At 51.4% G+C, this 23800-nt stretch carries 22 protein-coding genes; all 22 read right to left on the bottom strand.

Features of this window, described 5'->3' with window-relative positions; translation table 11 throughout:
- Nucleotides 1-126: 126 nt before the first annotated feature.
- A complete protein-coding gene (locus FHT67_RS11425) occupies nt 127-378 on the bottom strand; it encodes a DUF3243 domain-containing protein (protein WP_132305540.1) in 252 nt (83 codons plus the stop codon).
- A gap of 109 nt (nt 379-487) precedes the next feature.
- Nucleotides 488-1234, bottom strand: a complete 747-nt coding sequence (gene ymfI / locus FHT67_RS11420; RefSeq protein WP_132305542.1) for an elongation factor P 5-aminopentanone reductase — start codon at nt 1232-1234, stop codon at nt 488-490.
- The gene (gene yfmH / locus FHT67_RS11415) at nt 1234-2529 is read right to left on the bottom strand and encodes an EF-P 5-aminopentanol modification-associated protein YfmH (protein ID WP_132305544.1); all 1296 of its coding nucleotides are present in this window, start codon (nt 2527-2529) and stop codon (nt 1234-1236) included. The genes ymfI and yfmH overlap by 1 nt, the downstream gene beginning before the upstream one ends.
- A 4-nt stretch (nt 2530-2533) precedes the next feature.
- The gene (gene yfmF, locus FHT67_RS11410) at nt 2534-3760 is read right to left on the bottom strand and encodes an EF-P 5-aminopentanol modification-associated protein YfmF (RefSeq protein ID WP_167198426.1); all 1227 of its coding nucleotides are present in this window, start codon (nt 3758-3760) and stop codon (nt 2534-2536) included.
- 185 nt (nt 3761-3945) lie between these two features.
- Nucleotides 3946-4740 carry a spore cortex-lytic enzyme gene (sleB, locus tag FHT67_RS11405; RefSeq protein ID WP_132305547.1) on the bottom strand — a complete coding sequence of 265 codons (795 nt, stop codon included), beginning with the start codon at nt 4738-4740 and terminating at the stop codon, nt 3946-3948.
- Nucleotides 4741-4863: 123 nt separating this feature from the next.
- Nucleotides 4864-7590: an FtsK/SpoIIIE family DNA translocase gene (locus FHT67_RS11400; RefSeq protein WP_132305549.1), complete on the bottom strand. Its 2727-nt coding sequence runs from the start codon at nt 7588-7590 to the stop codon at nt 4864-4866.
- Nucleotides 7591-7669: 79 nt separating this feature from the next.
- On the bottom strand, nt 7670-7897 hold the full coding sequence (locus FHT67_RS11395; protein WP_132305551.1) for a YlzJ-like family protein: 228 nt from the start codon (nt 7895-7897) through the stop codon (nt 7670-7672).
- A complete protein-coding gene (locus tag FHT67_RS11390; protein WP_132305553.1) occupies nt 7897-8640 on the bottom strand; it encodes a ClpP family protease in 744 nt (247 codons plus the stop codon). The genes FHT67_RS11395 and FHT67_RS11390 overlap by 1 nt, the downstream gene beginning before the upstream one ends.
- A 131-nt stretch (nt 8641-8771) precedes the next feature.
- Nucleotides 8772-10451, bottom strand: coding sequence for a ribonuclease J (locus tag FHT67_RS11385; RefSeq protein WP_167198176.1), 1680 nt, complete (start codon nt 10449-10451; stop codon nt 8772-8774).
- 204 nt (nt 10452-10655) lie between these two features.
- On the bottom strand, nt 10656-11528 hold the full coding sequence (dapA, locus tag FHT67_RS11380; protein ID WP_167198173.1) for a 4-hydroxy-tetrahydrodipicolinate synthase: 873 nt from the start codon (nt 11526-11528) through the stop codon (nt 10656-10658).
- Between the two features lie 54 nt (nt 11529-11582).
- Entirely contained in the window at nt 11583-12785 is a 1203-nt protein-coding gene (gene dapG, locus FHT67_RS11375) for an aspartate kinase (protein ID WP_167198170.1), read from the bottom strand.
- A gap of 231 nt (nt 12786-13016) precedes the next feature.
- A complete protein-coding gene (locus tag FHT67_RS11370; RefSeq protein ID WP_132305561.1) occupies nt 13017-13610 on the bottom strand; it encodes a dipicolinate synthase subunit B in 594 nt (197 codons plus the stop codon).
- Complete coding sequence (gene dpsA / locus FHT67_RS11365; protein ID WP_132305563.1) at nt 13610-14506, bottom strand: dipicolinate synthase subunit DpsA; 897 nt, start codon at nt 14504-14506, stop codon at nt 13610-13612. The genes FHT67_RS11370 and dpsA overlap by 1 nt, the downstream gene beginning before the upstream one ends.
- A gap of 189 nt (nt 14507-14695) precedes the next feature.
- Nucleotides 14696-15139 (bottom strand): dUTP diphosphatase, encoded by a 444-nt coding sequence (gene dut, locus FHT67_RS11360; protein WP_132305565.1) that lies wholly within the window; start codon nt 15137-15139, stop codon nt 14696-14698.
- A complete protein-coding gene (locus tag FHT67_RS11355; protein WP_167198168.1) occupies nt 15120-16385 on the bottom strand; it encodes an insulinase family protein in 1266 nt (421 codons plus the stop codon). Before FHT67_RS11355 ends, dut begins: the two co-directional genes overlap by 20 nt.
- Before the next feature lie 250 nt (nt 16386-16635).
- Nucleotides 16636-17643 (bottom strand): polysaccharide deacetylase family protein, encoded by a 1008-nt coding sequence (locus tag FHT67_RS11350; RefSeq protein WP_132305569.1) that lies wholly within the window; start codon nt 17641-17643, stop codon nt 16636-16638.
- A 180-nt stretch (nt 17644-17823) separates the two neighbouring features.
- The gene (gene pnp, locus FHT67_RS11345) at nt 17824-19905 is read right to left on the bottom strand and encodes a polyribonucleotide nucleotidyltransferase (RefSeq protein WP_132307139.1); all 2082 of its coding nucleotides are present in this window, start codon (nt 19903-19905) and stop codon (nt 17824-17826) included.
- Between the two features lie 229 nt (nt 19906-20134).
- Nucleotides 20135-20404 carry a 30S ribosomal protein S15 gene (gene rpsO, locus FHT67_RS11340; RefSeq protein ID WP_132305571.1) on the bottom strand — a complete coding sequence of 90 codons (270 nt, stop codon included), beginning with the start codon at nt 20402-20404 and terminating at the stop codon, nt 20135-20137.
- Between the two features lie 164 nt (nt 20405-20568).
- Nucleotides 20569-21516: a bifunctional riboflavin kinase/FAD synthetase gene (locus FHT67_RS11335; RefSeq protein WP_167198165.1), complete on the bottom strand. Its 948-nt coding sequence runs from the start codon at nt 21514-21516 to the stop codon at nt 20569-20571.
- A 35-nt stretch (nt 21517-21551) separates the two neighbouring features.
- Entirely contained in the window at nt 21552-22454 is a 903-nt protein-coding gene (gene truB / locus FHT67_RS11330) for a tRNA pseudouridine(55) synthase TruB (RefSeq protein ID WP_167198162.1), read from the bottom strand.
- Nucleotides 22455-23447 carry a DHH family phosphoesterase gene (locus FHT67_RS11325; RefSeq protein WP_167198159.1) on the bottom strand — a complete coding sequence of 331 codons (993 nt, stop codon included), beginning with the start codon at nt 23445-23447 and terminating at the stop codon, nt 22455-22457. It abuts the gene before it with no gap.
- Nucleotides 23444-23800: a 30S ribosome-binding factor RbfA gene (gene rbfA, locus FHT67_RS11320; protein ID WP_015844983.1), complete on the bottom strand. Its 357-nt coding sequence runs from the start codon at nt 23798-23800 to the stop codon at nt 23444-23446. Before rbfA ends, FHT67_RS11325 begins: the two co-directional genes overlap by 4 nt.

The following is a 23800-nucleotide window of genomic DNA, read 5'->3' as shown; positions in this document are numbered from 1 at the left end:
CCAATCCCATTTGATTGACTCGCTTATAAAAATTTATTCTACAATTTTCGTCACATTCCTGCAACCTATTCGCAGACATTGCAGAAAAGCCTCCAAATTGGGAGGCTTTTCTGCAGATGCGAGCAATTAAGTTTGTTCGACCAGCTTTACCATAAGACCGGCTACCGTTTTGCGTTCATGCTCGTCGCCCGCATCCCATAGCTGCTTCAGTACACGCTGCTGCTCATTTTTAGGGTCAACCTTCTCGTCGAGGAAGGAACCAATCTCGTAAGCCAAATTTTTAATGGTCTCTTCAGACATCCCGTTGTTTTTGGCTTGTGCCACGCGGTCCGACAAAAACTCTTTCCAATTGTCGAAACTAGAAAGAACGTTTGACATTTTATTTCGCCTCCTGGATAAGTACATTTTGAGAAGAGTGTAGCACTCAACAAATGTTATTCTGCGTAGAGGCGAAACGAATTATACGCACGCGCACGGATCTGAGGCGTTAAGTATGCCATCCGCCGTTTGGACTAATGATCTGCCCGGTTATGTACGACGATTCCGGCAAGGACAAGAAATACACCAGCGAAGCGACTTCGTCGGGTTGTCCGAAACGGCCCAGCGGAATTTCCTGCTCGAGCGCCGCCTTCTCTTCCTCGTTAAAACCGCTCATCATTTTTGTATCGACGGCTCCCGGCGCCACCGCGTTAACGGTAACTCCCGAAGGAGCAAGCTCCTTGGCGAGCGCCTTCGTAAAGGCATTCATGCCGCCTTTGGTTGTGGAGTACAGCACTTCGCAGGAAGCGCCTGACATCCCCCAGATCGACGACACGTTAATAATCCGCCCAAACCGGTTGGAGATCATATTCGGCATAAAAAGCTGGCTGGACAAAAACATGCCCTTCAGGTTCACGGCCATCACATCGTCCCATTCCTGCTCCGTCACATCCATCAGCATGCCATAATGGGAGATTCCCCCGTTATTGACAAGGATATCGGGCAGCATGCCATGAGCCTCCAGCTTCTCTTTCATCCTCGTGAGTTGCTCCTTCGAACGAAGATCGGCCGAAATGGTCATGACATTGGCGCCCAGGCGCATGCACGCTCTTGCTGTTTCGTTAGCCGCTTCATGCGATTCCCTATAATGAATGACGATATTAAGTCCTTCCGAGGCAAAGCGCTGCGCGATGGCAGCGCCGATGCCGCGGCTTCCCCCGGTTATCAATACCGTCATTTCTTTGAAAGGCTTCATTAAACCGGCTGTCCGTCCGGCTTCTCAACGATGGATATCGCTAGCTGCTGGAAATCGAAATGCTCGCGGATCCGTTCATTCACTTGCTCCAGCGTGCAATTCTCGTACAGGGACAAGAGATCAAACATGTCGCTGTCGCGGAACCGGTATCGCGTAAATTCGCCGGCAATCGCTTCAGGGGAGTTCAGCATCCGCAAATATCCGCCGATTTTTTTCCGCTTCGACCGTTCAAAGGCTGCAGGTTCAATCCCCGTGCGCAGCGCTTCTTCTACAGCCGTACGGATTCGGCTAAGCAGTTCATCCGGATTCGGCGAGTCGCCGCCAATAACCGAGAAAGCATAATCCGTGCTAACGTTAAATTCCGTTCCGAAGGAATCGGAAATTAGATTTTGCTCATACAAATCCTGATACAAGGCAGAGCTGGCGCCGAACAAGGCGTCAAGCATCAGCTTGGAGGTCACTTCGTGGCTTAGGAGAGCCTGGCCCGTAAGTCCGGTTTTCTTCTCCTTGAAGCCAAACATGACTTTAGGAAGCGATACCGGGAGCTTCGTTACTTTCCTCGGCACTTTAACGCTTTCCGGTTCATGCTCGAAGAAGCGTTTGATTTCTCCTTGCGGCTTGAAGGTCTTGCGGGCTTGATTGTTGCGCACAAGCTCGAATACCTCCTCCGCCTTCACTCCGCCTACTACGAACAACAGCATATTGGACGGATGGTAAAACGTTTCATAACAGCGGTACAGCGTTTCCTTATCGATCTGATAAATCGACTCCACGGTACCGGCGATATCAATATGAATAGGATGGGTGTGGTACATGGCATCAATCAGGCCGAAGTATACACGCCAATCCGGATTGTCTTTGTACATGTTAATCTCTTGTGCGATAATGCCCTTTTCCTTATCCACGTTCTGATCGGTAAAATAAGGATGCTGGACAAAATCGATCAAGGTTTCGAGATTTGCCGGAATCTGCTCCGTTGCGGAGAACAAATAAACGGTACGGTCGAAGCTTGTGAACGCGTTGGCCGATGCACCTTGCGAAGCAAACGTGGCAAAGATATCGCCGGTAGGCTCCTCGAACATCTTATGCTCCAGAAAATGGGCAATCCCGTCCGGCACGCGAACAGGCTCTTGATCGCCTACGGCAAATTTGTTGTCGACGGAACCGTATTTGGTTGCAAAGGTCGCGTAGGTTTTCTGAAAGCCTTCCTTCGGCAGGACGATCACTTCGAGGCCGTTATCCAGCACTTCGCGGTATAGCGTTTCCTGAACGCCTTTATAGTCGAGTGTCTCCATGCCGTCAGGCCTCCTTCTGGTCGCGCAAGAAATAAATCGTATCCAGCTGCGCCAATCCCGCAACCCGGACGATATCCTCTGCCGTTACCGCTTCAATCTCGTCAAGCAGCTGCTGTGCCGTTCTTTCTTTGCCGGAAAGCACGGCATTAAAATCATAAGCGATCATCTCGTAAGCGGAATCCTGCAGCTCCCGGAGATGATTGGCAATCATCGCTTTGGTCTGATTCATCTCAAGGTCGGAAAGCTTGCCTTGCCGCATGCTCTCCAGCTGCTCCTTGATGATCGTAACCGCCTTCTCGTAGTTGTCGATTTCGATACCCGATTGAATCGTAAGCAAACCTTTATGCCCATCCAGCCTGGAGGCCGCGTAATAAGCAAGGCTCTCTTTCTCCCGGACGTTCAGGAACAGCTTGGAATGCGGGTAACCGCCAAGAATTCCGTTATACATCAAGGAAGCCGCGTAATCGTCGTCGCCATAGCCGACATTCGTACGCAGTCCCATGTTCAGCTTGCCCTGGTTAACGTCCATGCGTTCGACAACGGTTTTGACATTGCGAACTTCATGGGCGATAGACGGAGTCGAGTAGCTGGCAGGATGGCCATTCTCGATGCGGAAAGCTTCCTTCGCAAGGGCGGCTACTTCCCCCATCGTTGTATCGCCAACGACGTATAAATCGAATGCGGCTTCACTTAGCCACTGTTTATATTGACTATATAGCGATTCCGGCGTTATGGAGCTGATTTCCTCCAGCTTGCCAAGAGGATGGAGACGGTAAGGCTCGCCGGCGCACATCTCTTCCATGCAGCGTTCAGCCGCATACCGGATCTTGTCGTTAACGATGGATTCCAGACGCTTCGTCAACGTCTGCTTCTCCGCATCCACATACTTGCGGCGGAATTCGCCGTCTTCCGTTACCGGCTCCGTCACGACTTCGCCAAGGAACCTCAACGACGAACTCAGCAGCGGAACGTCGGACGATACGAAATGATCGTTGATCACGTCCATGCGGAATTGAACGATTTGAGAATCGCCTCTTTTATATACATCAAAGCCGAATCCGGCGCCGTACAAATCATCCAGCCTCTCGCGGAAAGCCTTCGTCTCGGGCGTAGATACCGTCCCGCGGCGCAAAACAAACGGGGCGAGCGCGGTTTTTGTTACAGCCTCTTCAGATAAAGGCAGTCCGGCGAACAGCGATATCGCAAACGTCTTGAACCGCTTGGTTGGCATTACATGCAGCCTAATCCGGCCGATTTGCCCTCTTTCGAATAATGTCACTTCCGTTTGCTCCTTCCGAGTGAAATGGAATATAGTAAATGTATTCCATTTTCATGCTTCCTATACCCATTCTAACCGATACGAAATGGAAGAAGCAACCTGCCTGCCCAAGGCAGAAAGGCTGCTTCTGATAATCCTTACATACAGAAAATATGCTTGCCAATGGTCTTCACCTGAGGTCTGGACCAGATCCATTTGGACGTTGCCGTCTCGGGATTGAAATAGTACGTGCAGCCGCCCGTAGGATCCCATCCGTTGATAGCGTCCTGCACGGCCTTGCGGGCCGTTTCGTTTGGAGTCAGCCAGATCTGGCCGTCAGCCACTGCCGTAAACGCAAGAGGCTGGAAGATAACGCCGGAGATTGTGTTCGGGAAGCTCGGCGACTTCAAGCGGTTCAGAATAACGGCTGCTACCGCTACCTGGCCTTCGTACGGTTCGCCGCGCGATTCCCCGTATACCGCATTCGCCATAATCTTCAAATCGCTTTCCGAAAGACCGAGATTATTGGATTTCGACGGCGTGCTTCCGCTTGAAGACCCGGTATCCGAGCCGTTGTTGCTGCCGCTGCCGGAGCTGCCGGATGTATTGCCGGTGTCCGCAGCGGTCGGCTGCCAGTTTTTCGTGGCCTCCCACAGCTTGAGCTTGGTTTTTGCCCCAACTACCCCGTCGGATTTCATCCCGAACTTCCATTGGAACCAAGTCACCGCATTTTTCGTCTTGGTACCGAAGCTCCCGTCGATCGCACCGTTGTAATAGCCCAAATATTTAAGCCTGCCCTGCAGCTCGTAGACATCCGAGCCGGATGAACCTACCGTTAAAGTAGCATTGCTGAACGTTGCTTTTGCATCATCCTGCGATGATTGCTGGAGGGAATGCATTCCGAACAATACCATCACGATGATGGCAGTCACGACAATTAATCGATTTTTCATGTAGGATTCTGCCTTTCTCTTGCAAGTTAGTCCGCGATTAGCTGCGTTACCTAACTCTAGTATGAGAAGGGATTCCTGCTTCTATTCATCATTGCGTATTGCCGTAGGAAAGGCCGAGGCTGCTCATGAAGGAATGCGGCTGGCCTGGTATTGCTCGATCGACATCAGGACCTCCCGCGGCTTGCTGCCTTCGTAAGGACCCACGATCCCCCGTGCTTCCATTTGGTCCACAAGCCTTGCCGCGCGGGTATAACCAACCCTCATCCGCCGCTGAAGAAGCGATACGGATGCCTGCTTCGCTTCGAGAACGATCTGAACGGCTTGATCGTATAGCTCGTCCAGTACTTCCTCCGGATCTGCCGACTCTTCCTCTACCTCAGGCACCAGATCTTCCTTGTATTCCGCTTCGGCCTGACCTCTTGCGTAATCGACAAGGGCCTCGACCTCCTGATCGGACAAGAAGGCCCCTTGCACGCGAATCGGCTTCGACATGCCAACCGGCAGATACAGCATGTCTCCTCTGCCCAGCAGCTTCTCCGCGCCAACCATGTCCAGAATGGTACGGGAGTCGACCTGCGAGGATACGCCGAAGGCAATCCTGGACGGGATATTCGCTTTAATAACCCCCGTAATAACGTCTACCGACGGACGCTGCGTAGCGATAATGAGATGGATGCCCGCGGCGCGGGCCATCTGGGCAAGCCTTGCAATGGAATCTTCAACGTCGTTTGACGCAACCATCATCAAATCCGCAAGCTCGTCGACAATTACGACGATGTAAGGAAGTACGGCTTTGGGATTCTCGGCCATCAAAGCGTTGTAGCCTTCGATATTTCGCGTGCTCGATTTGGAGAACAGCTCATAGCGCTTCTCCATCTCGACAACAATTTTCTTCAAGGCAAGTGCCGCGCGCCTTGGGTCGGTTACAACCGGCGCAAGCAAATGCGGAATTCCGTTATATACGTTTAATTCAACCATCTTAGGGTCGACCATCAGAAACTTTACTTCATCCGGAGCAGCCTTGTACAAAATGCTGGTGATGATACCGTTAATGCAGACCGATTTACCCGAACCCGTAGCTCCGGCTACCAGCAGATGGGGCATTCTCGCCAGGTTGCCAATGATCGGTTGACCGGAAATATCCCGGCCAAACGCGATCGACAGCTTGGACGGAGCATTTTGGAAGGTGGCGGTTTCCATGACTTCGCGCATGGTCACCATCGATACTTCCATATTAGGAACTTCGATGCCGATCGCCGATTTACCCGGAATCGGCGCTTCCATGCGGATATCCTTTGCGGCTAACGCCAAGGCGATATCGTCCGTCAGGCTGACAATCCGGCTTACCTTCACGCCCGATGCCGGCTGAACCTCATAACGCGTAACCGCCGGACCGCGCACGACATCAAGCACCTTGGCTTTCACGCCAAAGCTCTCCAGCGTGGCTTCCAGCTTACGCTTCGAATCCATGGCATCCGCCCCGTCGCCGCCTCTTGCCATCAAGCTTGGCTTGGCAAGCAGAGAGAAAGGCGGCAGCAAGTATGGCTTCTTGACAGGCGCATCCGATGCCGGCTGATGGATGCCCGTCGTTGCGGACTTATCCGTTTCCGCAATATCTTCCTGAGGCTCCTGCCCCGGGGCGGAAGGCTCCGTTTCGTGTTGCTCGTAATCTTCCGCATATCGAGCTGAGTCCGTTATAACGGCCTCAGCTATATGGTGATCCTCTGGCTCTACCTCGTCGTATGTATCTGCGCGCGGAACCAATCTCGTAATGACAGCCGGCTCCTCGTCTTCCTCGAACTCGTTATATGCAGGAGCAGCGGAAGTATGGCTGCCGGGCTCAGGCTGCTGCTCCTCCCATGGAGGAAGCCCGTCCTCCTGTTGCTTGTGACTCATACCGGAATCGCCTTCGCCGTTGGGGTCCCACTGTTCGTCGTCATCCCAAGGCTGTGCTTTCGCCCAATGAGGCTTGGCGTCGCCGTCGTGTCCTCCGTTGTAATGCTCTTCGTTCATTGACCAATCGTCATGGGCGTTTTGCGCTTCAGGCTGATTGTTCTGTTCCTGATGTCTCCAGGAGAAGAAAAGCGATTTCTTGCGCCTTGGCGGAAGTGCTGCCGCGTAATCATCATCCTCGTCATCGTCGTCAATCGCATCGGATTGCGCGAATACCGGGGGATTGACGGCTTTGTTTGATTTGGCTGCGCTCCGAAGCGCCGCCCCCTTCGACCATTTGGCGGCAAGCAGCTTGAACATTCGTATGCTCTTGTCCCGGCCGATACGGGCAAGCTCCACATACGATTTGCCCGTAAGCAGCATAATGGCGATAGCGTACATAACGCCTGCAATCAGCTTGGAGCCAAAATAACCGAAAAGCGTGAACAGCATCGAATATTCGATTGCCCCAATATAACCGCCGCTTATGGCTCGCTGGCTGATCGGCCTGTCATCGGCACCGTCGAATGACAACAGCTCGTCCTTCATGTCCTGGCCAAGCTGGTGAAGAATAGCTCCACCCGTCAAGTCGGAAGTCGGAAGCAGCTTACGGTCGATTTCTGCTATGCTGCTGGATAACGCAAGGGCCAAAACAAACACAAGAAGGCCTGTCCGACGATTGGTCCAACCGCGCGGCCAAGCCCTTTTGACCATGACAACCAGTCCGACGTAAATGCCGACCAGTGCCAATACAAAATAAAACTTGCCCAGGAACAAGCCAAACAGCTTGGACAAGGAGCGTCCAACCGTAGCCTCTCCCGATAAAGCAATTACCGATACCGTAATAAGCAAAATACCGTATACTTCATATTTTAATTGCGTAGTTATCGATTTTTTCTTTCGTCTTTTCTTAGCCAATGCTTCGTCACCTCTGCCTAGCATTATACCATATCCAGGCAAAGGTTCCTATTGGACATAAGAACCTTTGTACGTATTTTTACGACATCGGCGGCTGTCCGAACATGACGAAATTACCCGGTGCGAGCTCCGGCTTTAAATAATCATCGAGGCTGCAATGAAGCAGGCGAACGATTTTCCCCATACCCGGCGCTACGGGTTGAACCTGCATAAATACGCCGTTGACCCATACTTCCTGGGAAGGCTCCGGTTCTCCGTGAATGCCGTCGAAGACATTCTCAAGCGGCATAATCGTATAGAGCGTCATTAATTGTACACCCCTGTCTGCGCTGCAGGCTTACGCTCGGCGATCCGGCTGTTAAGCTCCCTAAGCGCATCCCCTAATCCGCCTACCGCGTCAATCAGGCCGTATTTCACGGCATCCGAACCGATAACGGTTGTGCCGATATCTCTCGTAAGTTCGCCGGTCTTGAACATCAGTTCTTTAAATTTCTCTTCCGTCACATTGGAATGCATGGTCACAAACTTCAAGATGCGCTCCTGCATCTTATCCAGATATTCGAACGTTTGAGGTACTCCGATAACGAGACCGTTCAGACGAATCGGATGAATGGTCATGGTGGCCGTCGCCGCAATAAAGGACATGTTGCCCGCCACTGCAATCGGAACGCCAATGGAATGTCCGCCGCCAAGCACCAGCGTCACCGTAGGCTTGGACAAGGAAGAGATCATCTCGGCGATGGCAAGTCCCGCTTCAACGTCGCCGCCAACGGTATTGAGCACGATCAGAATGCCCTCGATCTTCGGATTTTGCTCCGCGGCGACAAGCTGCGGAATGAGATGCTCGTATTTGGTTGTTTTATTTTGCGGCGGCAGGACGATATGGCCCTCCACCTGTCCGATAATCGTCATGCAGAAAATATTCGATTCCGACGCCGGAGTAGTCGTCTGCCCTAATTGCTGTATCGTTTCCACGATCGAATTTTGCTTCTTCTTCTCGCTCTCTGCCGGATCCGGCTGCTGCGGCTGATCTTCATTCATGTAATTCATATTTATTCCCCCTCATTAACGTAAGCGCTCGTCATAGTATGAGGTGGAATGGCGAATTTATACGGCTTGCGCAAGCAAAAAAGAACGCCCCTCAGGAGCTCGATCACTCCTCGTTGGAACGTTCTTTCAAATTAAACTTCCATGATAATCGGAAGAATCATTGGCCGACGTCTGGTCTGTTCGTATAAGAAGCGCCCTAAGGCATCTTTTACATTCGTTTTGAGCGAAGCCCATTCGTTTACCTTATCATGCATCAGCTTATTAAGCGTTGAAGTGACAATTTTGGTTGCTTCGTCTAACAACCCTTCCGATTCCCTCACGTATACAAAACCGCGAGAGATAATGTCCGGACCTGAGATAATGGATCCCCCATCCTGTTTGCTGAGCGTAACAACGACAACAAGAATGCCGTCCTGGGATAAAAGCTTGCGGTCCCGCAGCACAATGTTGCCGACATCTCCCACGCCAAGCCCGTCAATCAATATATTGCCTGCCTGCACCTTGGAGCCTTTCCGGGCTAGACCACCTTGAAACTCAACGGTTTCCCCGTTCTCGATGACAAATATATGACTCCGTTCAATACCTACGGCTTCCCCGAGCTGAGCGTGCTGCTTAAGCATCCGGTACTCCCCGTGGATCGGTATAAAATATTTCGGCTTGATTAAATTAAGCATCAGCTTTAATTCTTCCTGACTTCCGTGACCCGACACGTGCACGCCCGATATGGAACCGGGGCCGTATATGACATGAGCGCCCAAGCGGAACAGCTCATCCACGGTTCTGCCGACGTAACGCTCATTTCCCGGTATAGGCGTAGCGGCAATGATAACGGTATCCCCAGGCAAAATATCAACCTTGCGATGAGTCGACCTCGCCATCCTCGTTAAGGCCGACATGGGCTCGCCTTGACTGCCCGTGCACAGAACGACCACGCGGTCGGCAGCCAGCTTATTCACTTCCTCGGGCTCAATTATCATTCCGTCCGGAATGTGCAGATACCCCAACTCCGATGCGACCGTGACGACATTAACCATGCTGCGCCCGACAACAGCCACATGCCTGTTAGTTGCAATTGCGGCGTTGATAACCTGCTGAATTCGATGCACGTTGGAAGCAAAGGTTGCCACGACTACGCGTTGAGAGGACTTGCGAAAAATATCTTCAAGCGCTTCCCCGACATTTTTCTCCGATGGCGTATAACCGGGTCTTTCCGCATTGGTGCTGTCCGACAGGAGTGCGAGTACGCCTCTTTGGCCGATCTCCGCCATCCGTTTTAGATCCGCGTACTGACCATTCACCGGCGTGTAATCAAATTTGAAGTCACCGGTATGTACGATCGTTCCTTCCGGCGTATCAAGCGCAACGCCAATGGAGTCCGGAATGCTGTGATTCGTTTTGAAAAAGCTTGCCCTTATTGTCCCGAGCTGCACTTCGGAATCCGCATCGATTACGATCCGCTTGGTCTCCCCGAGTATACCGGCTTCCTTCAGCTTCCCTTCAATCAGCCCTAATGTCAGCTTGGTTCCATACACGGGGACATTTAGCTGCTTCAGTACGTAGGACAAACCGCCGATATGGTCTTCATGGCCATGCGTGATCAGAATGGCTCTGACTTTATCCCGATTTTCCGTTAAATAGGAAATATCCGGAATAACGATATCGATCCCCAGCATATCTTCTTCGGGGAACTTAAGTCCCGCGTCCACGACGACAATATCGTTCGAATACTGAACAACATACATATTCTTGCCAATCTCGCCAACTCCGCCAAGGGCAAATACGAGAAGCTTATCCTGAATTTTCTTCGACAAGTGCTTACCTCCTTCGAATGAAACCATTCTCCGTTCCAGCTAATTGTATGAATTTTCCGTCCGTTTCACTTGACCTCATTATACATGATAAAAAAGACGGAAAACAAGGTGAAACAACCGCCCGTTTGTCCCGCTCGCGAATGCAAAAAAGCAGGCCGGAGATAATCTCTCCGCCCTGCTTATAGAGGTCAAATCAAAATTATATTAGACCAGCTTGCTAATAAAAGCCGCTTCGGCTTCGCTGGCTGCCACGAGCGGAAGCCTAACCCCTCCTACAGGCATGCCGCGCAGCTCAAGCGCGTATTTAACGGCAACCGGATTAGGAACCGGGTGAGGACATTCGAACAAGCCTTTGAACACCGGGTAGCATTCCGCATGAAGCTTGGCTGCCTGCTTTACATCGCCGCTCAGGTACGATTCGATCAGCTGCTTCATTTTAGTGCCGATGATGTGGCTCGCCACGCTTACGATACCGTAACCGCCAATCGCAAGAGTCGGCAGTGTTGCGCTGTCATCGCCGCTGTAAACACGGAAATGATCCGGAGCTGCGGCAATAATCTGCGACAACTGATCGGAGGATGCGCAATCTTTGGTTGCAACCACATTATCAAGTTCCGCAAGGCGGAGTGTGGTTTCAACGGAAATATTAATACCTGTGCGGCCTGGAACGTTATAGAGCATGACAGGTAAATTGGTAGATTCAGCGATTGCTTTGAAGTGTTGATACAAACCTTCTTGATTCGGCTTGTTATAGTACGGCGCAACCAGAAGCACTCCGTCTACGCCGGCATCTTCCGCTACCTTCGTCAGATGAATCGAATGCGCTGTATTGTTGCTTCCCGTTCCGGCAATAATTTTGCAGCGGCCGGCAGCGCGCTCCACAGCGTAACGGAACAGCTCCGCTTTCTCATCTTCCGTCAAGGTTGGGGATTCACCCGTGGTGCCGGATACAACAAGCGTGTCGCTTTGCTGTTCTTTAATCAGATAATCGATCAAACGACCGGTCGTGTTCCAGTCAATTTGACCATTTTCATCGAAAGGCGTGACCATTGCAGTAATTAATCTACCAAAATCCATTGTTATGACCTCCTGAAAAGTACTTCACTTCGTAAGCGCAACAGCTATTATCGATTATATATGAAGTTCAAACTTCGCATGAAGCGCCCTTACGGCCTTCACCATATCCTCTGCCTTCACCAGTACCCAAATCGTTGTATTGGAGTCGGCGGATTGCATGATTGTAATGCCTTCCTCGGTTAAGGCTTCCACTATATGGGCCATAACGCCCGGCACGCCGTTCATACCGCCGCCAATGACGGACACCTTGGCGCAGCCGCGAACAGCGAGCGGATCATATCCGCATTCCTGAAGAACCGATACTGCCCGGTCAGCGTCCTGGTCGAATACGGTGTATACGGCTCCGCTTGGCGTAACGTTAATAAAATCAACGCTGATATGATGCTTTGCCATCGTCTGGAACACTTGAAGCTGCACGTCGCTTCTGCCCTCGATCGCTTTAACCGTTATTTGCGTTACCCCCGATACATGCGCAATCCCCGTAGCTTGACGGTCGGTAACCGGGGTGAACGCCGCATCGGAGACGAGAGTCCCTTCCTCCATGGAGAAGGTCGATCTTACGCGTACCGGAATTCTTGCCTGCTGGGCAATTTCCACCGCGCGCGGATGAATGACTTTCGCTCCCTGGCGTGCCATATTGCAGATCTCCGCATAGCTGACAACCTGGAGCGGCTTCGCATTTTCCACGATGCGGGGATCCGCCGTCAATATCCCGTTAACATCCGTATAAATGTCAACCATTTCTGCACGAAGCGCCGCGCCTAACGCGGTAGCCGACGTATCGCTCCCGCCCCGGCCGAGCGTCGTCATGTCGCCGCTTTCCGTGCTTCCTTGAAACCCGGTTACTATTACGACCTTCTCGTCCCGCAAATGCTGCAATATCTTCTCGGGACGCAGCTCTTTAATCCGGGCGTGGCCGTATTGATCATCCGTAATGATTCCTGCTTGGCCGCCGTTTAAAACGACGGATGGTATCCCTTCGGAGCAAAGCAAGCTGCATAACGCCGCGGCCGAGATAATCTCCCCGCAGCCCAGCAGCATATCCCGCTCCCGCGCCGGCAGCTTATCGCCGTTGCTGCGGATGAGCTGAAGCAAGGTATCCGTAGCGTACGGATCCCCGGAACGGCCCATCGCCGAAACAACGACTACAACGCTATAGCCATTTGCGAGCTCTCTTGCAATATGTTGAAGACAATAGCTTCTAGCATGATCGGTCGAAAGTGAAGTGCCCCCGAACTTTTGTACCAGGATGCGCATTGCTGTCTTTCCTCCGTAACCGATACAAAGATGTCTGAGTGGATATGCCTAACCGAAGACAGACATCTTCCCGGTCGTAGTTGTTTTTGTGGCACAAGTCGAACAATTTCAATTTGAATGAATGAAGACAAAACAAGCGGCGTAATCGAATTCAAGGCCCCCGGCTGAATCGCCAGCGTCCCGAATACGTCGCCGCCTGCTTGTAATAGATGATACACCTATAAGAGCATCTTAATAATTGAACCGCTCAATCAGTAACGGCTGCAGCTGTTTCCCCTGCAAGGCTGCTTCGCATGCTTCCAAAGCCAGATCCATTCTCGCCACAAGCGAGTTTGGTTTTTGTGCCGGGTTATCCTGGCCAAATGGCACGAAATAAATATTTTTAGCGACTAACAGCTTTGCGATATTAGCAGCATTTAATCCGAGACCGTCATTAGTCGAAATTGCAAGCACAAGTGGCCTTAGATTGCGCATTTGAGCTTTCGCCGCCATAAGCACGGCGCTATCGGTAATCGCGTTCGCGAGTCTGCTTGTCGTGCTGCCCGTGCATGGGGCAATCAGAAGCACGTCGAAAAGCTTTGCCGGACCAAGCGGTTCAGCCTGCACAATCGTCGAAATAATTTCATTGCCGGTTATCGCCTTCAGCTGCGTCTGCCATTCTTCAGACGATCCGAATCGCGTGTCTGTTGTCATAATGGATTGCGATACGATTGGCACCACATTTGCGCCAGCATCGACAAACCTTTTTATTTGAGGCATAATTTCAGCCAATGTACAGTGCGAGCCAGACAGCGCATACCCGACTGTTTTCCCTGTCCAATCCATTACCCATTCCCCCGCTTTATCGAATCGTCCGTAATCAACTGAGTCAAGCAATCCGCTATGATTCGTCCAGCTGTTTTAGGTGCGACGATACCGGGAAGTCCGGGCGCGAGTATCGCTTTAATGCCTCTCTTCTCGGCGAAGCGGAAATCGGTTCCGCCAGGCTTTGTAGCAAGGTCAATAATAACGGTTCGCGAAGGCAAATTTGCTATAATTTGCGCTGTGATTATCATAGTCGGAATTGTATTAAAAAGCAAGTCAATATTACCCGTATTTTGGAGGAGTTGACTTGTGTAAAACGGCGTAAAACCCATCTCCGCAGCCCTTGCGAAATGCTCGCTGCGCCTTACGCCAATCAGTACTTTTGCGCCTAAGCTCTGCAAGGTCCGGGCCATCGTAAACCCGGTTCTGCCAAATCCCAATACCATGCTTGTTGATCCATGTATCGTAATATCCGTATTCTGAATGGCCATCATAATGGCCCCTTCTGCCGTCGGAATGGAGTTGTAGATCGCAACATCATCACGGTCGAACAGCTCGACAAGACCAATCTGATGCTTCTCGCAAAGCTCCCGCAAATAGGGCTTTGCCATCCCGGCATACACCTTGCAATGCTTAGGCAGCCTAGCGATATGTCGATCCTCCAACTGCATCTGGCGGTCACTGAATACAGCATGAATAAAGCCGTTATCATCCGTGCCTACTGCAGGCAGCAGCAGTGCATCAACATCGTCAAACAAACTTTCGTCAAATTCGGCTTGCACTGCGCCGTCCAAGGAAGAATGCAGTCCGTCAAAACCGGACACCGTTACGGTTGCATCCAGCTCCGTTAACTTGCGAATAACTTCAAGCTGTCTCGCATCGCCTCCTAGCAGCAGTATTTGAACGCCTGTTAGCATGTAGGCTTCACTCCTTTCTGCGCACTAGCTATAGACCATCTTATGCCCTGCGCCCAGAATGGTGAAAGCCAATATTTTGGAACGCAAAAAAAGCACCAAAACCAAGGTTAACCTGGTCTTGGTGCTATTATGGTTCAATTGAGTGCAGACCGGATATTTTGGGTTTTCGTTTGATACCCCATCCCGTTCTTACACGCCGGTATGCCCGAAACCGCCTGCGCCGCGGACAGTATCGGGAAGCTCATCCGCTTCGGCGATCGTGATTTCCGGCAGCCGCTGAATAACCATTTGGGCGATACGCTCGCCGCGGTTGATGGTGAACGGCTCTTGGCCCAGATTAATGAGCAGTACCTTCACTTCGCCGCGGTAATCCGCATCGATGGTGCCCGGTGAATTCAAACAAGTGATACCATGCTTGAATGCCAGTCCGCTTCTGGGACGAACCTGAGCTTCCACTTGCGGCGGCATCGCCATCGCAAGGCCGGTCGGGATCAGCTTGCGCTCCCCTGGCGCAAGCACGACCGGCTCGTTTACAGCGGCTTGCAGGTCAAAGCCCGCAGCCCACTCGGACATTTTACCAGGCAATGCGATATCTTCATTACCCGGCAGCCGTTTAAAGAGAATTTGAAACAAAACGATCCCTCCCGATCTGAGCTGCAGCTTTATCGTTAGTTCCAACCATGGCAACGGCAAACGGCACGGACAGCATCCGCTCCGTTACTTCGCGTACATCCTTCATCGTGACATTGTCGATGCGTTGCAGCATTTCGTCTAACGTATAGTGTCTTCCGATCATCAATTCGTTTTTGCCGAGGCGGTTCATCCGGCTGCTCGTGCTCTCAAGGCTCAGGATCAGGCTGCCCTTCAGCTGCTCTTTCCCGCGATGCAATTCTTCGTCGCTAAGTCCCTTCACCGAAAGCTCTTCCATCTGCTCAAGCGTCAGATCAAGCACATCTTTCGTCTGCTTCGGCGCTGTTCCCGCATAAACGGTAAACAATCCGCTGTCCGCATAAGACGTATGATAGGAATAAACCGAATAAGCCAGGCCCCGCTTCTCGCGGATTTCCTGGAACAGCCTTGAGCTCATGCCCCCGCCAAGCGCATTGTTAAGCAGAATCATGGCATATAGCTGCGGGTCAGAGTTGGAACAGCCTGGGAAGGTAAGGCAGAGATGATTCTGCTCCGTTTTTTTCTTGAAGTAAACATAATCGCCGTGGAACGTAGGAGCCGTAACAATACTGCTCTTTCCTTTGTTCTGAAAGCGGCCGAAGTATTGCTCGAGGAGTGCCAGAAGCTTGGTTTCCTCCACGTTGCCGGCAACGCTGATTACCGTATTCTCAATCGTGTATGTATCATTCATATAACCGCGCAGCGATTCCGAATTCATGGCCGTAAGGCGTTCTTCCAGACCAAGAATGGAATAAGCAAGCGGGTGGCCGCCGTAGGCTGCTCGTGAAGCCTCATCATGCACCTTGTCATCCGGCGTATCCTCGTACATGGAGATTTCCTCCAAAATGACGTTTTTCTCTTTTGCCAGTTCCTCCGCATCCAGCTTAGATTCGAAGAACATATCCGACAATGCGTCGACCGCAAGAGGAAGATGCTCATCCAATACCTTTGCGAAGTAGCAGGTGTATTCTTTGGATGTAAAAGCATTTACGTTGCCGCCAATCCCGTCAAACAGATCGGCAATGTCCTTAGCTGTGCGGCCGTTCGTGCCCTTGAACAGCATGTGCTCGATAAAATGGGAAATCCCGTTGTTCTCGGGCGTTTCATTGCGAGAACCGGTCTTTACCCAGATGCCGAAGGAGACCGACCGGAATGTCGGCAAATATTCCACAACGACGCGGAGGCCATTGCTGAGCGTGTATTTATTCACTTGGTATCCTCCTAAAATGAATTGCCACACAAAGGTTGGTTATCAACCGTTTGCGGTGATTCATGCTTCGTAAGCATGAGCTTAATGAATTGCCAAACAAAGGTTGGTTATCAACCGTCTGCGGTGATTCATGCTTCGTAAGCATGAGCTTAATGAATTGCCAAACATAGGTTGGTTATCAACCATCTGCGGTGATTCATGCTTCGTAAGCATGCATGGTCCGAAGATGAATGATTTCACTATAACAAATTTAGGGAGTCTGCTCAACCGCAGCAGGCAGACGGTCGGATGACAGCGTTTCGCTAACCGTGCCCAGCGCGTATCCCTGCCGCTTCGCTTCTCGGATCATCCCAGTAAGCGCATCCCTTGACGAAGCGGTTGGATGCATGAGAATAAGCGCGCCGGGCTCCAGCTTCGAGGAAATTTTCTGGATAATCCAATCCGGCGACGGCTTGCGCCAATCTACCGTATCAATCGTCCACATAACCGTCATCAAGCCCTGCTCGCTGGCAACCTGAACCGTTGTCTGATTGTAAGAGCCGGAAGGCGGAGCGAACCATTTGTTCTGCGCGCCGAGCGTCCCCTTGATTAAATCCTCGGTACGGGAAATTTGCGTATACTGGGATTGCCTATTTAGGGTTTTCATGTCGGGATGCGAATACGCATGATTCGAAATTTCATGTCCCCGTTCCTGAATCTGTTTCGCAACATCCGGGTATTTCTTCAGCCAAGAGCCATCCAAGAAAAAGGTAGCCTTGACGTTTTCTTTATCGAAGGTGTTCAATATGGCCGGGAGATATTCGTTCCCCCAAGCGACGTTAACCATGATCGCGATCATTTTTTTGTTCGGATTGCCCTTATAGATCGGCCATGGCCCCAAATCCTTCAAAGAAATTTTCGGAGGAACCTCTTTGTATACATACTGAATAGGCGTGGTATTACCGCTTGCGAGCGTTTGCTGATACGTTTTTTCGACATCGACTTCCAGCCCGTTATAGCCGGGAATCGCCTTCCACACCCGGTCAATCCGCGCATCAACGGGTTCAACATAGCGCTGCTGAGCCTCTGCTTCTATGGTTTCCCGCAGCTTCGCTTTTTCCTCATCGGAAATAGAGGGCTCTGTCCCCGTAACGACAGCTTCCTGCCCTTTAACGGCTTGAATGTAATCCATGACGCCCCCTACGTTCAGCCGGATAAAAACAAATAGTACGATAAAGGCAGCACCAAGCCCGATGATTTTTTTCCGCATACGCATCATTCCAGCTCCTACTTATCGTTATACGCCGCTTCCGCGGCGGATGCAGGCATAGCTTATCCATACGCCTGCGCTTGTCTAATAGGTATGTGGAGCTGGACGAGATTATGCTTCCCAAGCAAAACAAAAAGAGACAGATCAAATCTGGCTCTTTGCTGTCTTGCTTATGGAAGCGCAGTAGGATTACTGCGCTGGAACTTCTGGAGTCAGAACAGCTTTGCGGGACAGGTTAATTCGGCCCTGCTGATCGATTTCCGTAACTTTTACCGTAATCTGATCGCCAATCGCAACGACATCTTCCACCTTCGCCACGCGCTCGGTAGAGAGCTGCGAAATATGAACGAGTCCGTCTTTGTTCGGGAGAATTTCAACAAACGCGCCGAATTTCTCGATCCTTTTCACGGTTCCGAGGTAAACCTCGCCTACCACGACTTCTTTTACGATTCCCTCGATAATCGCTTTCGCGCGTTGGTTCATCTCTTCGTTGGAAGAAGCGATAAACACCATGCCGTCTTGCTCGATATCGATTTTCACGCCGGTTTCTTCAATAATTTTATTGATGATCTTACCGCCGGAGCCGATAACGTCACGAATCTTATCAGGGTTGATACGAAGAGTAAGGATTTTAGGAGCGTATTGCGACAAGCTCGAACGCGATTGGGACATGACTGCCGTCATTTTGCCCAAAATATGCATACGTCCGATACGCGCCTGCTCAAGCGCTTGCGATAGAATCGCACGGTCGATACCGTTGATTTTGATATCCATTTGGATCGCGGTAACCCCTTGCGCCGTACCTGCAACCTTGAAGTCCATGTCGCCGAGATGGTCTTCCATGCCTTGGATATCGGACAAAATGGAGAAATGGTCGCCGTCCTTGATCAGGCCCATTGCGATACCCGCTACTGGTGCTTTAATCGGTACGCCTGCATCCATCATGGCAAGCGTGCTTGCGCAAATACTTGCTTGGGACGTCGAACCGTTCGATTCCAGAACTTCGGATACAAGACGGATTGTGTACGGGAAGTCCGCTTCCGAAGGAATAACCTTCGACAATGCGCGCTCGCCCAGTGCTCCGTGGCCAATCTCGCGGCGGCCAGGAGGACGAAGCGGACGTGCTTCACCAACGCTGAACGGCGGGAAGTTGTAATGGTGCATGAAGCGTTTGGTCTCCTCCGGACTAATGCCGTCCAGGATTTGAACGTCGCCAAGCGCACCAAGCGTACAGATGCTTAATGCTTGTGTTTGTCCACGCGTAAACAGACCGGAACCGTGCGTACGCGGCAGCAAAGCCACATCGCATTCGATTGGGCGGATCTCGTCAAGCGCGCGGCCGTCAGGACGCACTTTGTCATGCGTAATCAAACGGCGGACTTCTTCTTTTACGATGTCGTACAGCACTTCTTTTACGTCTGCCAGAAGCTCGGGAGTTTCGGCGTATACTTCTTCGAAGTGAGCGACAGTCTCGCTGTTTGCGGCATCAATTGCGTCTTGGCGAGCATGCTTCTCCGGAATACGGATAGCTGCAACCAGTTTCTCCGAAGCGAAGGCGCGAACGGCAGCGTTCACTTCCGCGTTAACGGTATGAAGCTTGACTTCCATTTTTGGTTTGCCTGCGGCAGCTTGAAGTTCTTCAATCGTTGCGACGATTTTTCTGATTTCATCATGGCCGAACATGATCGCTTCGAGCATTACGTCCTCTGGCACTTCATTGCCTTCGGCCTCCACCATCATGATGGCGTCTTTCGTACCCGCAACGGTAACGAAGATCTCAGTCTCCGCCTCTTGCTCCACAGTCGGGTTAATGATGAATTGACCGTTGATACGACCTACGTTAACGCCGCCGATAGGACCGTTAAACGGTACATCGGAAATGCTCAGCGCTGCGGAAGTACCGATCATTGCCGCAATTTCCGGCGTGCAGTTCTGATCTACGCTCATCACGATATTCGCTACTTGAACATCGTTACGGAAGCCTTCCGGGAACAGCGGACGAATCGGCCGGTCCGTCAATCGGCTGCTCAGAATCGCTTTCTCGCTCGGTCGTCCTTCGCGTTTAATAAATCCGCCAGGGATTTTGCCAACCGCATACAAACGTTCTTCATAGTTAACCGTAAGCGGGAAGAAATCCAGATCTTTCGGTTCAGCCGAAGCCGTTACCGTACAAAGAACAACGGTATCCCCGTAGCGTACCGTTACAGCAGCATTGGCTTGCTTCGCCAAACGGCCTGTTTCCAAAACAAGCGGTCTGCCGCCTAATAACATCTCTACTCGTTGCAAACGTATTCCCTCCTAAAAAAGAAATTTGAAGCCATACTTGCTCGTAAGCAAGCATGTGCTTAAAGTCATTATGTAACCATTGGTTTTCATTACATTCGTGAACAGGGCTGGTATATCCTGCTGAATGTTGCGATATTACAAAAAGCAACCCGATTCTGCCGGCTCCGGTAGCCCGGACGGCAAGACAACCAGGTTGCTTTTCATGAAACTTGTTCTAGCGGCGAAGGCCGAGTTTTTCGATCAATGCGCTATAACGTTTAACATCTTTGTTTTTCAGGTATGCCAACAGCTTACGGCGTTGACCTACCATCTTGAGCAGACCACGGCGGGAATGATGATCTTTCTTGTGCTCCCGCAAATGTTGCGTCAAGTTCACGATGTTTTCCGTCAGGATAGCCACTTGAACTTCCGGGGAACCCGTATCGCTCGCGTGTGTTTTGTGAGTGTCGATCAGTTGTTGCTTACGCTCTTGTGTAATTGCCATCCTCGTTCACCTCCTGTTTCAGTTAATCGCCGTTAGCCTCGAAACCGCCGGTGAGAGCTGATTTCCAAGCTAAGGTTCAAGTGCGGCACGATTTACGGACAAGCCGTTCTCGCCCACAACGTTTTTTAGTATAGCACAATGAAGATAGCAAGTAAATGCCGCGCTTAGGACAAGCCAAAGAATTGCTTGGTTTGCTTCGCGTCTTCCCCAATCTGCTCAATTAATTCATGTACCGAACCAAAACGTTTCTCCGCCCGGATAAAGGAGTGGAATTCAAGCTCAATTGGCTCTCCGTATATATCTTGATGGAAATCGAACAGATGCGCCTCCAACACGGGACGAATCTCCTCTTTGTTAAACGTAGGCTTCATTCCGTGATTGAGCACGCCGTAATAAGTCTTGCCCGCCACCTTCGCCTTAATGGCAAATACGCCGAGACAAGGAGTTACGTAAGGCTTGGACAACCCTACGTTGGCCGTCGGGAAACCGATCGTTCTTCCGCGCGCATCTCCGTGTACAACAATGCCCTCCACTTCATAAGGACGGCCGAGCAGTGTTGTTGCCAGCGCGATGTCACCTTTCTCGAGTGCGGCCCGGATGTACGTGCTGCTTATCTTTTCGCCATTCTCGTAAAGAGGCTCGACGATATCGACGGTAATATCGGGATTGCCCAACGTTCTCATCATTTCCGGATTGCCCATGCCTTTGGCTCCAAAAGTAAAATCAAATCCAACCACAACATGCCCTGCCCGCAAAGGACGCAGCACTTCGTCTACGAACTGCTGCGGACTGATTGCGGCAAAGGTCAGGTCAAAGTTCACCACCAGCATGATATCCACGCCAAGCTCGGCAAACAAAGCCTGTTTCTCTTCCGGCGGCGTTAAGCAGTTGAAATATTGATCGCCTTGTCCAAGAACCTCTTTCGGATGCGGCAGGAAGGTCATCACGGCAGACAATGCGCCCGTGTCCTTCGCGATTTGCACCGCTTGGGTAATCACGTTCTGATGGCCGCGGTGAACCCCGTCAAAATGTCCGATTGCCACAGCGAGCTTCTTGTTCTGAAGCAAAGCCGGGCATTCGGATAAAGGATAAGTAAGGGATATAATTTCCATGCTGATACACCTGCAATTCCTCTATATAATCCCGGTTAGGAAAATACTTTCACCGGCTTAAGCGCCAATGCTTGATCATCGGCCTCAAAAATTCCGATAAAAGCATCATTCTCTCCATATAGGCGTACGAGACTGCTGGAATCGAAGGAAGCGGCCATCCGATTGTACGGTATTTTCTGCCCTCGAAGCGCCATCTCGGTAACCGACGCATTTGCTTGAACCCGCTGAAGATGATCAATGGCGATATCAGAAGGAAGCAGCTTCTCCTCCAGCCTGCCCGCAGCCTGCAGCTCCTCCAGCTCTTCAAGCGTCACGCATTGCTCTCGCGTAATACCCCCGGACATCGTCCGGGTGAGCTCCGCCATTGCAGCCGGAACGCCAAGGGCACGGCCGATATCCACGCATAACGTGCGAATATACGTACCCTTGGAGCAAATGACGGAAAACGCGAAACGGGGTTTATCCGCATCAAGATCCGCATTCAGAAGGTCAATCCGATGAATGGTCACTTTGCGTGATTTCCGTTCAACGGTCTTGCCTTCCCTTGCCAGCTCATAAAGCCGCTTGCCATCTACCTTCACGGCGGAAAACATCGGCGGAACCTGATCAATCTCGCCAACAAAGGTCTGCAGCACCCGCTGAACTTGCTCTCTCGTAACCTTGATTCCAGTCTGCTCTTCAAGGACTGTCCCCGTCAAGTCTTCCGTATCCGTAGCTGTGCCGAGCTGAATGACCGCTTCGTAGGCTTTTGGCCTCTCCTGCAAATATTCAACCATTCTTGTTGATCTTCCCAGGCACAGCGGCAAAACGCCGGTAACCATGGGATCTAGAGTTCCCGCATGCCCGATACGCTTCATACGAACGATTCGCCGTACTTTCGCCACTACATCATGCGACGTCCAACCGGCAGGCTTCCATACGGCAATAATTCCGTCCATCTATTCATTCAACGCCTTTCTAACGGCTTCAATAAGCTCCTGCATGGCTTCGGTAAGCGTCCCTTGCATCCGGCATCCGGCCGCACGGACATGCCCGCCGCCGCCCATCGCTTGAGCAATAGCCGCAACATCCGCTTTTCCCGCGGAACGTAGACTTGCCTTCACTCCGCCATCTTCCGTTTCTTTGAAAAGAATTCCGACTTCCACGCCGTCAATATTGAGTGCGTAATTAACGATCCCTTCCAAATCATCCGGCACAGCGCCGATCTCTTTCATATCATCCTTGCCCACGTACAGCCAGCCGATCTGCTGATCCTCCGTAAAGGTCAGCCTCGCCAAGCAGCGCTGAAGAAGCTTCAGCTTGGCCATCGTCATCTTCTCTAGCAAATGATCAGCGAGCTGGTGTCCCGGCGCGCCGAGTGAGAGCATGCGGGAAGCCACATCCATCACTTTGGGACTAGTATTGGAATAGCGGAAACCGCCGGTATCCGTTAGCAGTCCCGTGTAGATGGCCGTTGCGCATTCCACATCGATGTTAAAACCGGACCATTCGATCAGATCATACAGGATCTCAACCGTAGCCGCCGCATTGGGACGAATGACATTAACCGCCCCAAACCCGTCATTGGTAGGGTGATGGTCGATATTAAGTATTTTTGCGTCCTGCGCAAACAAGGCTGAAACCTCGCCAATACGCCGAAAATCGGCGCAATCGACCGCAATGACATGCGTGTACGTTTGCCCCGGCTTCTCCTTGCGGTAATTGACGATTTGATCAAAGCCTCTTAAGTAATTAAGCCGTGAAGGAGATTCTCCTTCATTGATCAGCGTTTTTGTTTTCCCCAATTGATCAAGCATCCAGCCTATAACCGATGTAGAGCTGATCGCATCACCATCGGGCTGCACGTGGGAGACGACTAAGAAGTCGTCTCCTTCCCGCATAAATGCAAGTGCAGTTTCAAGCTGTTGCCCGTAGTCCGCGCCGGCCGTCATTGGCCTTTATTCCCGCGGTTGATTTCTTCGAGCAGCCCCTCGATGCGGCTGCCATACTCGATGCTGCTGTCGAATTTGAACAGAAGTTCCGGTGTATGACGTAGACGCATCCGCTTGCCAAGCTCCGAACGGAGATATCCGTTTGCTTTGCCAAGCGCTTTAAGGGTTTCTTCTTTCTGTTCTTCGCTGCCGAGCACGCTGAGGTAGACACGCGCCTGGGAAAGATCGCTTGTCGCCTCAACACCCGTTACCGTAATAAATCCGATACGAGGGTCCTTCAACTCGGTCTGGATAATTTGGCTCAGCTCTTTTTTAATCTGTTCGCCGACCCGTCCTACACGAATTTTAGCCAT

Origin of the sequence: Paenibacillus sp. BK720 (assembly GCF_011761545.1) — a bacterium.
Taxonomy (GTDB): domain Bacteria; phylum Bacillota; class Bacilli; order Paenibacillales; family Paenibacillaceae; genus Pristimantibacillus.
This window is presented reverse-complemented; position numbering and strand designations above follow the sequence as displayed.